The sequence below is a fragment of the Xanthomonas hortorum pv. cynarae genome, from assembly GCF_002939985.1.
Classification (GTDB): Bacteria; Pseudomonadota; Gammaproteobacteria; order Xanthomonadales; family Xanthomonadaceae; genus Xanthomonas; species Xanthomonas hortorum_D.
The window spans coordinates 143,023-156,529 of sequence record NZ_MDFM01000007.1 but is presented as its reverse complement, the minus strand read 5'-3'; the positions used below and the strand labels follow the sequence as shown (position 1 = coordinate 156,529).

At 63.7% G+C, this 13,507-nt stretch carries 13 protein-coding genes and 1 other RNA gene; 4 read left to right on the top strand and 10 right to left on the bottom strand.

The window, feature by feature from the left end:
• Nucleotides 1-122: 122 nt before the first annotated feature.
• Complete coding sequence (locus tag XcyCFBP4188_RS23020) at nt 123-3,299, top strand: outer membrane beta-barrel protein (RefSeq protein WP_167393510.1); 3,177 nt, start codon at nt 123-125, stop codon at nt 3,297-3,299.
• A gap of 756 nt (nt 3,300-4,055) precedes the next feature.
• Here the strand turns inward: XcyCFBP4188_RS23020 and thiE are convergent.
• Nucleotides 4,056-4,679 carry a thiamine phosphate synthase gene (gene thiE, locus XcyCFBP4188_RS07090; RefSeq protein WP_006451384.1) on the bottom strand — a complete coding sequence of 208 codons (624 nt, stop codon included), beginning with the start codon at nt 4,677-4,679 and terminating at the stop codon, nt 4,056-4,058.
• A gap of 23 nt (nt 4,680-4,702) precedes the next feature.
• On the opposite strand from thiE, the gene XcyCFBP4188_RS07085 reads away from it, so the two are divergent.
• Entirely contained in the window at nt 4,703-4,942 is a 240-nt protein-coding gene (locus XcyCFBP4188_RS07085) for a rubredoxin (RefSeq protein WP_043909472.1), read from the top strand.
• A gap of 97 nt (nt 4,943-5,039) precedes the next feature.
• On the opposite strand, the gene XcyCFBP4188_RS07080 is transcribed toward XcyCFBP4188_RS07085, so the two are convergent.
• The 8 genes from XcyCFBP4188_RS07080 to XcyCFBP4188_RS07045 all read right to left on the bottom strand — a co-directional run bounded on the left by XcyCFBP4188_RS07080 (nt 5,040) and on the right by XcyCFBP4188_RS07045 (nt 9,263).
• Nucleotides 5,040-5,921, bottom strand: coding sequence for a SirB1 family protein (locus XcyCFBP4188_RS07080; protein ID WP_043909470.1), 882 nt, complete (start codon nt 5,919-5,921; stop codon nt 5,040-5,042).
• A 40-nt stretch (nt 5,922-5,961) separates the two neighbouring features.
• Nucleotides 5,962-6,411 carry a DUF192 domain-containing protein gene (locus XcyCFBP4188_RS07075; protein ID WP_006451381.1) on the bottom strand — a complete coding sequence of 150 codons (450 nt, stop codon included), beginning with the start codon at nt 6,409-6,411 and terminating at the stop codon, nt 5,962-5,964.
• A gap of 166 nt (nt 6,412-6,577) precedes the next feature.
• On the bottom strand, nt 6,578-7,225 hold the full coding sequence (gene rpiA, locus XcyCFBP4188_RS07070; protein ID WP_006451380.1) for a ribose-5-phosphate isomerase RpiA: 648 nt from the start codon (nt 7,223-7,225) through the stop codon (nt 6,578-6,580).
• 101 nt (nt 7,226-7,326) lie between these two features.
• A complete protein-coding gene (locus XcyCFBP4188_RS07065; RefSeq protein ID WP_167393509.1) occupies nt 7,327-7,797 on the bottom strand; it encodes an EVE domain-containing protein in 471 nt (156 codons plus the stop codon).
• A complete protein-coding gene (locus tag XcyCFBP4188_RS07060; protein WP_006451378.1) occupies nt 7,794-8,384 on the bottom strand; it encodes a 5-formyltetrahydrofolate cyclo-ligase in 591 nt (196 codons plus the stop codon). Before XcyCFBP4188_RS07060 ends, XcyCFBP4188_RS07065 begins: the two co-directional genes overlap by 4 nt.
• 81 nt (nt 8,385-8,465) lie before the next feature.
• Nucleotides 8,466-8,650: non-coding RNA, 6S RNA (ssrS, locus tag XcyCFBP4188_RS07055), on the bottom strand.
• A gap of 95 nt (nt 8,651-8,745) precedes the next feature.
• A complete protein-coding gene (locus XcyCFBP4188_RS07050) occupies nt 8,746-9,045 on the bottom strand; it encodes a cell division protein ZapA (RefSeq protein WP_104591841.1) in 300 nt (99 codons plus the stop codon).
• Entirely contained in the window at nt 9,042-9,263 is a 222-nt protein-coding gene (locus XcyCFBP4188_RS07045; RefSeq protein WP_043889867.1) for a TIGR02449 family protein, read from the bottom strand. The genes XcyCFBP4188_RS07050 and XcyCFBP4188_RS07045 overlap by 4 nt, the downstream gene beginning before the upstream one ends.
• Before the next feature lie 237 nt (nt 9,264-9,500).
• Here XcyCFBP4188_RS07045 and XcyCFBP4188_RS07040 point away from each other — a divergent pair, with 237 nt between their 5' ends.
• A complete protein-coding gene (locus tag XcyCFBP4188_RS07040; RefSeq protein ID WP_006451375.1) occupies nt 9,501-10,043 on the top strand; it encodes a YecA/YgfB family protein in 543 nt (180 codons plus the stop codon).
• Between the two features lie 13 nt (nt 10,044-10,056).
• Nucleotides 10,057-11,391, top strand: coding sequence for an aminopeptidase P N-terminal domain-containing protein (locus tag XcyCFBP4188_RS07035; protein ID WP_006451374.1), 1,335 nt, complete (start codon nt 10,057-10,059; stop codon nt 11,389-11,391).
• A gap of 774 nt (nt 11,392-12,165) precedes the next feature.
• On the opposite strand, the gene pepQ is transcribed toward XcyCFBP4188_RS07035, so the two are convergent.
• On the bottom strand, nt 12,166-13,494 hold the full coding sequence (gene pepQ, locus XcyCFBP4188_RS07030; RefSeq protein ID WP_095575420.1) for a Xaa-Pro dipeptidase: 1,329 nt from the start codon (nt 13,492-13,494) through the stop codon (nt 12,166-12,168).
• Between the last annotated feature and the right edge of the window lie 13 nt (nt 13,495-13,507).

Here is a 13,507-nt window from a genome sequence, read left to right as displayed (position 1 = left end):
TGAGCTGATGGCGGGTGGTCATTGGCGCTTCGATCCGGATGTTCAGAAAGTGTGATTCCGGTAGCCATTGGCGCCGTTCATTTGTGTCGCGTTGCCGACAGTTCCAGACTTGGGGAGAAAGCATGAACCGTAGTATCCAGAAGCGTGCCTTGGCGTTGGCGCTGGTCGTGGCGATGGGGAGCGTCCACGCGCAGTCCACCAGCGGCAGCATCGTCGGCAGCGTGGGGCAGAGCAGCGGCACCAGCGTGCTGGTGGAAAACAACAGCGGTTTTACCCGCGAGGTGCCAGTGGATGCGCGCGGCCGTTACACCGCCGGCAATCTGCCGCTGGGTACCTACAAGGTCACGGTCAAGCGCGATGGCGCAGCGGTGGAAACCCGCGAAAACGTCGCGATCACCGTTGGCGCGAACACCGATGTGTCGTTCGCCGCCGCTGCGGGGAGCGGTATGCAGACCCTGGATAGCGTCACCGTCACCGCCGCAGGCCTGACCACCATCGACGTCAGCAGCGTGGACACGCGCACCGTGGTCACCGCCGAGCAGCTGCAGCAACTGCCGCTGGGCCGCACTGCAGAAGCCATCGCCTTGCTGGCGCCGGGCGTGGTGGTCAACAGCGGTGGCTTCGATAACGGCCCGCTCGGCGGTTCGCTGCCCAGCTTCGGCGGCTCGGCCGCCAGCGAAAACGCCTATTACCTCAATGGCTTCAACACCACCACCATCAGCAACAATCTTGGCGGTCTGACCCTTCCGTACGGCGCCATCGACCAGCAGGAAATCTTCACCGGCGGCTACGGCGCGCAATACGGCCGCGCCAACGGCGGCGTGATCAACCAGATCGGCAAGCGCGGTACAAACGAGTGGAAGTTCGGCACCGCGGTGATCTGGGAGCCGAACGGCCTCAAGGCCAACCAGCGCGATATCTACTGGCGCCCGGATGCGCAGGCCAGCACCGTCAACAATGCCGCCTACCGGTATGCCCGCGCAGCCAACGGCCTGTACCAGCCGGCCAGCGAGGCCGAAGCCAACCAGACCACCTACAGCGCCTATGTCGGTGGGCCGATCATCCAGGACAAGCTGTTCTTCTTCCTGGCGGCCGAGCAGGTGGATTCGGACGGCGTGCGCGTCGGCACCAATCGCGACACCGACAACGGCCGCACCGGTGGCCTCACCGACTACGACTACAAGCAAAAGCGCTGGTACGCCAAGGTGGACTGGAACATCACCGACAACCACCTGATCGAGGTGACCGGCGCCAGCGACGAGGCCGAAACCAACGGCTCCATCTACCGCTACAACTATGTCGATCGTACGCGCGGCAGTTATTTCACCGACGAATCCACCTGGAAAACCGGCCCGACCCTGTTCACCGGCAAGTACACCGGCTATCTCAACGACAACCTCACCGTGACCGCGCTGTACGGCAAGATGAGCACGCCCGACGAGCTGACGCCTTTCAACTACAACGCGGCTGGTGGCCCGGTCATCAACAGCGCTGCATTGCAGAATCCGGCCTACACCGGCGGTACGCCGCGCATCGGCAGTCAGCTGGTCACTTCGGTCAGCTCGCCCGACCGCGAATACAAGAAAGACAATCAGCGCCTGAATCTGGAATGGCGTATCGGCCACCACACGCTCAACTTCGGTATCGATAACCAGAAGTCCGAAGGGATTGACGTGGGCTCGGTGCTCTCCGGCCCCGGCTTTGCGTGGACCTATGGTCAGACCAACGATCCCAATGGCCTCCTGACGGGTGGACTGGTCAGCCAGTCTGCCAACGAAGCTGGCGGCATCGGTGCGCCGAGCCCAGGCCTGGTCGATCCGGTCAACGGATCGAGCGGCTATTACGCGGTGCGCAATATCAACACCAGCTTGTATTCGTACGAGGCCAAGCAACGCGCCTACTACATCGAAGACAAGTGGCAGGTCACCGATAATTTGCTGTTGAGCATCGGCCTGCGCAAGGACGAATTCACCAACTACACCCCGTCTGGCGATCCTTATATCGAAGTCGACAATGCCTGGGCGCCACGGTTGGGCTTCAGCTGGGACGTCAACGGCGATTCCAGCCTGAAGGTGTTCGGCAACATCGGCCGTTATTATCTCGGCCTGCCGCTGTCGGCAGTGAGCCTGTTCACCCCGGCCACCACCACCGATACCTACTTCACCTACAGCGGCATCAATGCTGATGGCACGCCGATCGTGGCGCAGCAGCTGGGTTCGGCAGTGTCGGCCAACTCGCGCTTCGGTCGCATCGCCGATGTACGTACCGCGGTGGTCAAGGACATCGAAGGCGAGAACCAGGACGAGATCATCCTTGGTTTCACCAAGCAGCTGGATACGGGCTGGGTGCTGGGCGTGCGCGGCACGCATCGCCGCCTCAATGCGGGTATCGACGATCAGAACTACGACGTCTCCAACACTGCGTTGATCGCTGCCGCCGCCGCGCAAGGCGTAACCATCGACTTCTCGCAGGTTGCTGGTGCATCGCTGATCAATCCCGGCCAGACCAACACCTGGGGCGTGATCGGCACCGATGGCCAGTTCCATGAAGTGGCGGTAAGCCGCGAGGCTGCGGGCTTCCCGAAGTTCAAGCGTAATTACTCGGCGGTGGAGTTCAACCTGGAGCGCCCGTTCGACGGCCAGTGGTATGCCAAGGTCAACTACGTGTGGTCGCATAGCTACGGCACCACCGAAGGTCAGGTACGTTCGGACCTGTGGCGCACCGGCGGGGCACTGGGCAGCTATCAGGGCCAGGCATCGGTCTCCACGACGCAGAGCTGGGACCACGCGGCGCTGATGGAACACTTCAACGGCGATCAATCCAACGATCACCGCCATCAGCTCAAGTTGTTCGGCTTCTACCAGTTCAATCCGCAATGGGGCGCGTCGGCTAACTTCAGCCTGATTTCGGGTGCGCCGCATAACTGCCTGGGCAACTACTACGGTGACAACTACCCCGGCACGGATCCGGCCGGCTACGGTGGCAGCGCGATCACCGGCGGGCCGTACCACTACTGCTACAACCCGGAAACCGGCACCGGCGTGGCATCGCCTCCGGGTTCGCAGGGGCGTCTGGGCTGGATCGCGCAGCTCGACATGGGGGTGACCTACAAGCCGGCATTCGCCGCCGGCAAGCTGGCACTACGCTTCGACGTGTTCAACATCACCAACGAGCAGACCGCGACCAACATCTACCCGTTCTCGCAGCTGCCCGACAACACCACCAACCCGCTATGGGATCAGGTCGTCGCCTATCAGGCCCCGCGCTCGGGCCGGGTGACGCTGAGCTACGACTTCTAATCGCGTTGGGCGACGGAGTCAAAACCAGCAGCGACGCGTGATGGCACGCGTCGCTGTTTTTTTTGGGTGATGGGGCTCTAACCAGCTTCAATCGTCTGAATAAGACACGCGACCCGCGCGACTTTTTACCGGGTCACGGCCAACGCTCTGGTGCGGCGAGGGCAGCGCGCCCTCGGTCCACTGAGCTGTTGCCTGCATCTATCCGACGCGACGACTCGATCACTCGGTTGTTTTGAGTGGGGTGGGCGATGCGGATAGATCACTTGTAGAGCGGCTGATATACGGGTTTGCTGCAGGGCCCTTGCCCGCCTACCGTCGCGGGACACGCCGCAAGTACGTCCATGTAGGCTCTTACGCGGCATCCATGCCGCGTAAGGTCCCGCGACGGTAGGCGGGCAAGGACCAGTCGAGAATGTCGGTGTGCATGGTGCAAGCAGTGCATGACGTGCGTTGTTTGGATGACGCCTGGTCCGATCAGCTTCCTAACGCAAGGCCATCAACNAAGCCGTCTGCAAACTCTCTGGTGCGGTGTCCTTACCGATTGCGGGACCGTGTGGCGGCATGGATGCCGCCACCGAGCCTACAGGGACGTACTTGCGGCGTGTCCCGCGAGCGGTGAGGGCACCGCGCCCTCGACCAACCAAGCTTTTGACCTGAGCTTCCGACTGCATCAAACATCGCTACGACTCGAAATCCTGATGGTCTTGCGTCTTGGACAGCACGTGTCGCCGGCAACTCTGTCGTCTGCCAGCAGCGCTACTGCGCAAACCCGGCCCGATATGCCTGCACTGCTGCGACCGGATCCGGCGCGGCGTATACGCCACTGACCACCGCAATCAACTCGGCACCCGCTGCTACCAACTCCGGCACCTGCGCAGCCGCGATGCCGCCGATCGCCACGCGTGGCACTCCCAGCGCAGCGGCCTGCTGCAACAGCGCAGGCGAGGCGCGACGTGTCGTCACCTTGGTCGTGGTCGGGAAGAACGCACCGAAGGCCACATAGCTCGCACCGGCCGCCACCGCCGCCTGCGCACGCGCGATCTCGTCGTAGCACGACACCCCGATGATGGCCTGCGCGCCCAACAGCGCGCGTGCCGCCGCCACCTCGCCATCGTCTTCGCCCAGGTGCACGCCCTGCGCGCCCACCTGCAACGCCAGTTGCGCATCGTCGTTGATGATCAACGGCACACCGTGCGCAGCGCAGGCCTCGCGCAGCGCGCTGGCCTGTTCCAATCGTAGCGGCGCGGTGGCCTGCTTGTTGCGGTACTGCAGCCAGGTGACGACAGGCAGCAGCGGTCGCGTACGCGCGAGCAGGCGCGCAGTGTCGGGCTCGTCTGGAGTGATCAGGTAGACGCCGCGGGCGTTGTGCAGGTCGGGCATGGCAGCGCTTCCGGAAGCGGTGGGTGGGATGGGACAATGCAGTCCCACCGTTGCGTGACCGCGATTATCCGATGAGCGAGACATCCACGACCACCTACCGCACCTGGATGTGCGTCGTCTGCGGGTTTCTCTACCACGAGGCCGACGGCATCCCCGAAGAAGGCATTGCCCCGGGCACCAGCTGGCAAGACGTCCCGGAGACCTGGACCTGCCCCGATTGCGGCGTGACCAAGGACGACTTCGAGATGATCGAGATCGACTGAGGCACTTGCAGCGCAGTTGAGTGACTGCGTTTTTGTCGCCAGAACCTCGCCTGCGCCCGCTCGCGTGACGCCGACGAACGCACAGCTGGTGGTGATTTCAGTGCGCGTGCGCGCGCTGACCGTTCAGCTCGACCAGATGCTCATGCAGATTGCCCGCATCCTGCGCGCCGGGATTGAGCACCAGATAGCGCGACAGATCGTGGCGGGCGCCGTTGCGGTGGCCCAGATGCAGATAGGCCATGCCGCGGTCGCGCAGCGCTTCGGGCTGGTCCGGCACCAGCTTCAGGATGCGGTCGGCGCTGCGCGCGGCGCGGTCCCAGTGCTCGGCATCGGCGTAGACGCCGTGCAGATTGCGCAGGATGCGGATCAGGATCGCGCGGTGCGGCGCCGGGTCGAGAATCTGCGCCAGGGCGCGGTCGTCGGGAACCTCGCCACCCAGATGCGGACGCGCACGCTCGCGCAACTCGTCCACACCCAGCGGGCGGCCGCCGTTGAACGGGTCCATCACCAGCACGCCATCGTCCACCGGCAAACGCACCAGAAAATGCCCGGGAAACGACACCCCCGCCAGCGGAATGCCCAGCCGGCGCGCGACCTCGATCTGCACCATCGCCAGCGAGATCGGGTTGCCCAACCGGCGCTCGAAGACCTGATTGAGGTAGCTGTTGCGCGGGTCGTAATACTCGTCGTGATTGCCCGAGTACCCTAGCTCGTCGAACAGATAGCGATTGACCGCCGCCATCTTCAACGGCCACAGATCGATCGCCTCCACCTCACGGCGCAGATGCTCCACGTGGCTCTGCACCAGCGTGTCGTACAGCTCGGCATCCAGCTGCGGATACTCGTCGCGTGCGATCAGCAGCGCGGTGGACATCAACGGCACCGCTTCGTCGTCCAGGCTGGCGAGCGCGGTCCAATGGGGAAGTGGGAGCATGTCGACCATGCTGCCAAGAGTGTCGGCAAGCGGCGCGTGGTTCAAGTCCGGTACTTCCTGACAGGAATGGCCTGTGGTGTGAGATTTACTTGAGCTTCGGGATGTCCGGGCTGAAGTTCAGCGTGGCGCCGTCCTGTAAATTGAGCTTGGCGGCCTGGCCGGCATTGAGCTCCAGCACGTAACGGGCGGGCTGCTTGCTGGGGTAGGGCGGGCAGGCATCGCCGGCCGAACACGGCGGTACGTCGCGCTGCTGCGACACCAGCCGGCGCGCATCGTCGAAATACAGGATATCCAGCGCGATCTTGGTGTTCTTCATCCAGTACGCCAGCGGCTCCTGGCGGTCGTGGATGAACAGCATGCCGTGATTGTCGGCCATGGCATCGCGGAACATCAGCCCCTTGGCGCGGTCGGCATCGTTCTGCGCCAGTTCCACCTGGTAACGCGTGCCGGCCAGTTCCACCCACGCGCTACCGGCGCTGGCGCAGCCGCTGAGCAGGATCAGGCAGGCGAGGGCGAGAAAGCGAAAATGGCGCATGCGGCGTACCAGCGTGGCGGGGGATGGCGCACCTTCTGCCAAGCGGCCGCGTGCGTCAAGCCGGCGTGGTGGGTTGGGCCGGTCATTGCGTGCAGTAGGTGGCCGGCCCGCAGCCGCGTCGCAACGCAGGCCGGAAACGCGCGTTCCAACGCACGCGCGTCATCGTTCAGATCACGCGCGGCGGTTCGCCACCGACGATCACCACATCGGCCGGGCGACGCGCGAACAGGCCCACGCAGACCACGCCGGGAATTTGGTTCAAACTGCGCTCCAGTGCCACCGGGTCGGTGATCTGCAGGTTGTGCACGTCCAGCACCACATTGCCGTTGTCGGTGATCACGTTATCGCGCCACACCGGCTGGCCACCGGTGAGCGCCAGGATCTGACGGGCCACCAAACTGCGCGCCATCGGAATCACTTCCACCGGCAACGGGAAGGTGCCCAGCACCGGCACCTGCTTGCTCGGGTCGATGATGCAGATGAAGCGCTCGCTGGCCTCGGCGATGATCTTCTCGCGCGTCAACGCCGCGCCGCCGCCCTTGATCAGGCAGCGGTTCGGGTCGCACTCGTCGGCGCCGTCCACATACAGCGACAGGTTGCCGGTGTGATTGAGATCCAGCACCTCGATACCGTGGCGCTTGAGCTGCGCGCTGCTCTGCTCGGAGCTGGACACCGCACCCTTGATGCGATGGCTGATGCGGCCCAAGGCGTCGATGAAGTAGGCCACCGTCGAGCCGGTGCCCACGCCGACGATCATGCCGTCTTCCACGTAATCGATCGCTTTTTCGGCAGCCAGGCGTTTTGCTTCGGACATGGGTAAGAGCTCGGGATTGGGGAATCGGGATTGGGGAATCGCGAGAGCGGCTGGGCTGAGCCGGGATTTGCAAATCTCAAATCCCGAATCTCTACTCCCGGCTACTCCATCGCCAGCAGCAGCTTCCACTGCGCGGCAGTCACCGGCAGGATCGACAGGCGGTTGCCGCGGGCGATCAAGGGGAAGCCTTCGCCCAGCGCATCGGCTTGCTGCTTGATTTCGTCCAGCGCAATCGTGCGTTTGAGTTTGCGCTCGAAGGACACGTCCACCAGCATCCAGCGCGGGTCTTCGCGGCTGGCCTTGGGGTCGTGGTAATCGGACTTGGGGTCGAACTGGGTGTCGTCCGGGTACGCCGCGCTGGCGACCTTGGCGATGCCAACAATGCCCGGCACCTTGCAGTTGGAGTGGTAGAAAAACACCCCATCGCCCACATGCATGCCGTCGCGCATGAAATTGCGCGCCTGGTAATTGCGCACGCCGTTCCACGGCTCGGTGCCGACACGCTCCAGATCATCGATGGAAAACGTGTCCGGCTCGGACTTCATCAACCAATAGCGCTTGCGGGCAGTCATACGGACACGGTGTCGTTTTTCAGGAAGGTGGCGCGTTCGGTGCAGACAGCATCCACCGCCACGTCCCACGATTCGGCGGGCAAGGCGGGAACCTGTTGTGCAGCGAAGCCGACGCCGACCAGCCAGGGCGGCGGCGCCTGGCGATGCCGGAACGCGAAGCTGCGATCATACCAGCCGCCTCCCATGCCTAGCCGCCGGCACTGCGCATCGAAGCCGGTCAGCGGCGTGATCACCAATGCCATTTCCTCGGGTGCAAGCAGCTCGGCGCGCTCCACGTCCGGCTCGGGAATGCCGTAGCGGTTGCTGACCAGCCCCTGGCCCGGCCGCCACGGCGCGAAGCGCAGCACGCGGCCGTCCAGTACCGGCAGGCAATAGCGCACGCCGGCCGGCAGGCTCAGTTGCCACCGGTGCAGCGCAATTTCGCCATCCATCGCCCAATACCCGGCCACGGCACCGGTCTGCGGCGCGAACGGCAGCGCCAGCAGGCGTTCGGCCAGCGCATCGGCGGCAGCCAATCGTTGTGTCGCCGGCAGGCTGCGGCGCAGCGCACGCAACTGCTGGCGCAATGCGTCTCGGTCGTCGGTCATGGGTGTCTCATGGCGGAAGGGATGACGCATTGTTTCAGACGCACAAAAAGAAACGACGCCCGAAGGCGCCGTTTCAGATTTGCATTCTCCGCCATGAACGATGCGGGCGAAACGACCTTGAACCCGGGGTTCAAGTGGGGACGCTGTGAGGCCATCGGGCTTCCCGCTACAAGGCGGACTTGCACTCCCGGCTTCGTCGCGCCCCCGTGGTCGTAATTAAGGGACAAGGCGAATGTTTTGCACGCTGTCGTTTACAGCAGAGAACGCAGGTGAAGTATAGACCTCTGCTGCGCGATGGCTAGCCCATTCGTCGGCCGGCACGATTGAAAATTCATATTTGCGACGACAGTGCGAATTGCACTCAACGCGGTGTGTCGGCCACGCTGTCGAGACGACGATTCAAGTTGTCCAGTGTGTTCGCCAACTCACGCTCGTAGAGCGCTTGCTGTTCGCGCAGTTGCTGCAGTTCGTGCGCCAGATTGAGCGCGGCCAGCACTGCAACGCGATCCACCGCCGCCATGCGATTGCTGCCACGGATCTCGCGCATGCGCAGATCCAGCAGGCGTGCCGCAGCAGTGAGACCCTCGCGTTCGTCTGCGGTGACGCCAACCGTGTATTCACGATCCAGAATACGCACGCTGACCGGCTCGTTGTTGCTCACGTGTGTTGCTCCAGAGACTTCAAGCGCACGATCATCGCTTCCACGCGCGAGCGCGCCTGTTCGTTCTTGGTCAACAACTGCGCACGCTCGCCGATCAACTGCTCCTGCTGATGACGCAGGCTGCGGTTCTCGTCGGTCAACCGTTGGGTGCGCTCGACCAACGCCTCCACGCGGGCGGTAAGTGCGCGGAGTTGGGCGAGGGCGGCAGCGTTGTCCATGTGCTCACGATAGGGGCGCGTGCGCGCGGCGGTCAAGCGCGCGATTACGGCCCCTGCACCTGTCGTCAGGCCAGTCCCGACAAGGGCTGGCGCCGCGTCCAGCCAGGCCGGCGTCGTGCGCGTGGAACGCGCCATGGAACGCGGCAGTAGCGGCCGACGCGGGGTGCCTTGATACACTGGGCAGTCTGATCGCCGGCCCGTGTGCCGGCCCCTTCTGTTCTTAGCCTGGATGACCTGATGGATCTGCCTGACGTAACCGCTGTGCAAAACGAAAGTCGTCAGTTGGCGCTGGCGTCCTCGGCGGCGGAGTTGCATGGTGGGCTGTGCGGATGGCTCTCCGGCGGTGGCGCCGACAGCGGCGACTGGCTGGGGCACGTGCTGGCCGACGTGGCGCAGGTTCCACCCAAGCAGGGCGGCGCGCTGGACCAGATGCGGCAGGCCACGGTCGCGCAACTGGAAGACCGCGATTTCGCCTTCGAACTCTTGCTGATCGACGACGGCGCACCGCTGGCGGCGCGTACCGATGCCTTGTTCGACTGGTGCCGTGCCTTCCTGGGCGGGTTCGGCCTGGCTGCAAAGCAGCGCCCGGCATTGACCGAAGAAGGCGAAGAAGCCCTGCAGGATCTGGCGCGGCTGGCGCAGGCCTCCAGCGACGATTTCGATGCCGCCGACGAAGACGACACCGCGCTGGCCGAGATCGAAGAGTTTGTGCGCGTGGCGGTGCTGTTGCTGCATGGCGACTGCGTGATGGGGCCGCGTTTCCGCCAACGTTTGAACTGATCGCACAACCGACATGAAAAAGCTCACCGGGATCGGCGCGGCCGAATACGCGCGCCGGCGCAAGCAGTTGATGCAGATGGCCGGCGAGCAGGCGATTCTGATCCTGCCGGCCGCACCCGAGCGGGTACGCAGCCACGACACCCATTACCCGTACCGGCAGGACTCGGATTTCTGGTACCTGAGCGGCTTTCCGGAGCCGGAAGCGGTGCTGGTGCTGGTGCCCGGGCGCAAGCATGGCGAGGCGATCCTGTTCTGCCGCGAGCGCAATGCCGAGCGCGAAGCCTGGGATGGCCCGCGCGAAGGTCAGGAAGGCGCGGTGGCGCATTACGGCATGGACGATGCGTATCCCATCGACGATGTCGACGAGATCCTGCCGGGGTTGCTGGAAGGCCGTAGCCGCGTCTACTACCATTTCGGGCGCGATGTCGATTTCGATCTCAAGTTGATCGGCTGGCTCAAGCGCGTGCGCGAGCAGGTGCGCCACGGCGCGCAACCGCCGCACGAATTCCTGGAATTGGGGCATCTGCTGCACGAGCAGCGGCTGTTCAAATCGCGCGATGAAATCGCGTTGATGCAGCACGCCGCCGACATCAGCGTAAGTGCGCATCGCGCCGCGATGCGATTGGCACGGCCGGGCGTGCATGAGTACGAATTTCAGGCCGAGGTCGAGCGCGAATTCCGCGCCGCCGATGCATGGCCGGCATACGGCAGTATCGTCGGCACCGGCAGCAATGCCTGTGTGCTGCACTACCGCGCCAACAACGCGCGCAGCCGCGACGGCGAGCTGGTGCTGATCGATGCCGGCGCCGAATATCGCGGCTATGCGGCCGATATCACCCGCACCTTCCCGGTCAATGGCCGCTTCACGCCGGCACAGCGCGCGCTGCACGATCTGGTCGGTGCGGCGCAGGCTGCCGCACTCGCGCAGGCGCGCCCCGGCGTAGCGTACGAAGCCGGGCATCTGGCCGCAGTGGAAACCTTGACCGAAGGATTGCTGCGCCTGGGGCTGCTCAAGGGCACGCTGGAGCGCAACATCGCCGACGGCCATTACAAGCGCTTTTATCGGCACAAGACCGGTCACTGGCTGGGCCTGGATGTGCACGATGTGGGCGACTACCGGCTGGCGGGCGACTCGCGCCTGCTCGAACCGGGCATGGTATTCACCATCGAACCGGGGCTGTACATCAGCGCCGACGACACCACGGTGGAGGCCAGGTGGCGCGGCATCGGCATCCGCACCGAAGACAACGTGCTGATCACCGCAGAGGGCCATTGCGTGTTGACCGACGCATTGGCGCGCAGTGCCGACGAGATCGAAGCGGAGATGGTGGGGACGTTGCGGCAGTAAGAGTGTCCTCCACACAGAACGAGGGCGGTGGAGCGACGTGCTGCATGGGCAGGCGGTGTCTACACCATCAAACTCGCAAAATTACAGCCGACATCAGTCAGGTATTGGTCTACCTGCCGCACCTGACTGTCAGCGTGACTGCGCTTGGATTTTCTAGGGTGCACCAGCGCTGATGCCGTTGGCGCCGTGGAAGTCTGTGCTGTTTCTTGGCGTATTGCATGAAGGCGGTGATCGGGGGTCACTTGCGCGATCTTGTAATGCAGGAAGCGAAGTGTTCCAGGTGGCGGTGTGCAAGCCTTGGGTTATCGTAAGCCACGTTATCTGCCGTCTGCGTTCTTGCAGCAACGTGGCTTCTCCTGTTTGTGCTCCACCGCTCTTTGTCTGACTTCTTGGAAAAAGTTCCTATGAAATCTACTTTTATGCAGCTCCTGGCATCGCGCCGTGGCTTGTGTGTTACTGCACTTGTATTGACCACGTGTCTGGCTATTGCTCCCGTTTTTGGATCCCAGATTGGTGAAGCATTTCCGCTTACATCATATTCAACAAGACCAACCGAGAAGGGGACATTCAATGACCAGTGGGGGACGGCTTGGCGCAAATGCAAAGGCATGTACAGTTCTACTCAATCTGTAAAGCTTATTACGTGGGGGCCTCTCAGTGCTGATCAAACTGGCAACTACAAAGTGAGAGGTATTTGGGCGTGCCAAGACAATCCATGATTGATCGAGTCCTTGGTCGTTAGCAGTGCGATGACGTTGCTTTCCCGTTAAATCATCAGGCCGCTGCGGCAAATGCCGGGCGGGTAAGGTTCTCCGGATCGTCATCGGTGCAGACCAATTCGTCTTCGATGCGGATGCCGCCGTAGGGTTTGAACTGTGCCACGCGCGCCCAGTCGATGCTGGCGGCGTGGCCGTTCTTCTTCACTTCGTCCAGCAGCATGTCGATGAAGTACACGCCCGGCTCGATGGTGACCACCATGCCCGGTTCGAGCACGCGGGTCAGGCGTAGATACGGGTGACCGGCGGGGCGCTCGATGCGGCCGCCGCGGTCGCTGGCTGCGAAGCCGGCGACATCATGCACCTGCAAGCCGATCAGATGGCCCAGCCCGTGCGGGAAGAACGCGGCGCTGACACCGGTGGCGAGCGCAGCCTCCGGCGACACGGTGAGAATGCCGAAGTCCTTGAGGATGCCCATCAACGCCAGATGCGCCTCCACATGCAGCTGCTTGTAATCCACGCCCGCGCGCACGTTCTGGCCCATGCGGATCTGTGCGGCGTCGACTGCATCAATGAGTGCCTGGAATTCGCTGCCCGGGTCGGCGGCATAGGTGCGGGTGATGTCGCTGGCGTAGCCGTAGGCCGAAGCGCCGGCATCGATCAAAAAGCTGCGTAGCGGTTGCGGCGGCTGCTGGCCGAGTTCGGTGTAGTGCAGCACTGCGCCGTGTTCGTTGAGCGCGATGATGTTGCCGTACGGCAGTTCGTTGGCGTCCTGGCCTACGGCTGCGCAATACGCCATGTGGATGCCGAACTCGCTCTGGCCTGCACGGAATGCCGCTTCGGCGGCGCGATGGCCGCGCACTGCCAGCTGCTGGGCAATGCGCAGCAGTGCGAGTTCGTATGGGGTCTTGAAGGCGCGCTGGTAGTCCAGGTAATCGATCACCGGCTGCGGATTGTTCGGCACATAGGCGCCGAGCGCACTCTGCGCTTCGCCGAGAATCGCGCAGCGCTCGGGCTGTTTGGGCAGCAGCGTCAATGCTTCGTCCGGGGTGCGAATGATGTGGATGTCGCAGTGCTCCACCCACCAGCCGCTGGGGGCGTCGGGCACCACATGCCAGTAGTCGAACGGCTGGTAGAAGATCACCGTCGGGCGCCTGCCCGGGGTGTAGATCAGCCAGCTGTTGGGCACCCGCGTCAGCGGCACCCAGGCCTTGAACTGCGGGTTGACCGCGTATGGGTAATCGCGGTCGTCGAACACCTGGTAATGCAGGCTGCCGCTGGGCACGACCAGATGATCGAAGCCGCCGCGTTGCAGCGCCTGATCGGCGCGTGCGGTCAGCGTGCGCAGGTGGTCGGAATACAGGTGGCTCAAGGACGGCTGGGTCATGCGGGGCTCGATC

Excerpts from the sequence above, each read along its gene's own strand:
- XcyCFBP4188_RS07035 (WP_006451374.1), top strand. The coding sequence starts at position 10,057 with ATGAAAAAGCTCACCGGGATCGGCGCGGCCGAATACGCGCGCCGGCGC.
- XcyCFBP4188_RS07040 (WP_006451375.1), top strand. The coding sequence starts at position 9,501 with ATGGATCTGCCTGACGTAACCGCTGTGCAAAACGAAAGTCGTCAGTTG.
- rpiA (WP_006451380.1), bottom strand. The coding sequence starts at position 7,225 with ATGTCCGAAGCAAAACGCCTGGCTGCCGAAAAAGCGATCGATTACGTG.
- XcyCFBP4188_RS07065 (WP_167393509.1), bottom strand. The coding sequence starts at position 7,797 with ATGACTGCCCGCAAGCGCTATTGGTTGATGAAGTCCGAGCCGGACACG.
- pepQ (WP_095575420.1), bottom strand. The coding sequence starts at position 13,494 with ATGACCCAGCCGTCCTTGAGCCACCTGTATTCCGACCACCTGCGCACG.
- XcyCFBP4188_RS07075 (WP_006451381.1), bottom strand. The coding sequence starts at position 6,411 with ATGCGCCATTTTCGCTTTCTCGCCCTCGCCTGCCTGATCCTGCTCAGC.
- XcyCFBP4188_RS23020 (WP_167393510.1), top strand. The coding sequence starts at position 123 with ATGAACCGTAGTATCCAGAAGCGTGCCTTGGCGTTGGCGCTGGTCGTG.
- XcyCFBP4188_RS07045 (WP_043889867.1), bottom strand. The coding sequence starts at position 9,263 with ATGGACAACGCTGCCGCCCTCGCCCAACTCCGCGCACTTACCGCCCGC.
- XcyCFBP4188_RS07060 (WP_006451378.1), bottom strand. The coding sequence starts at position 8,384 with ATGACCGACGACCGAGACGCATTGCGCCAGCAGTTGCGTGCGCTGCGC.
- thiE (WP_006451384.1), bottom strand. The coding sequence starts at position 4,679 with ATGCCCGACCTGCACAACGCCCGCGGCGTCTACCTGATCACTCCAGAC.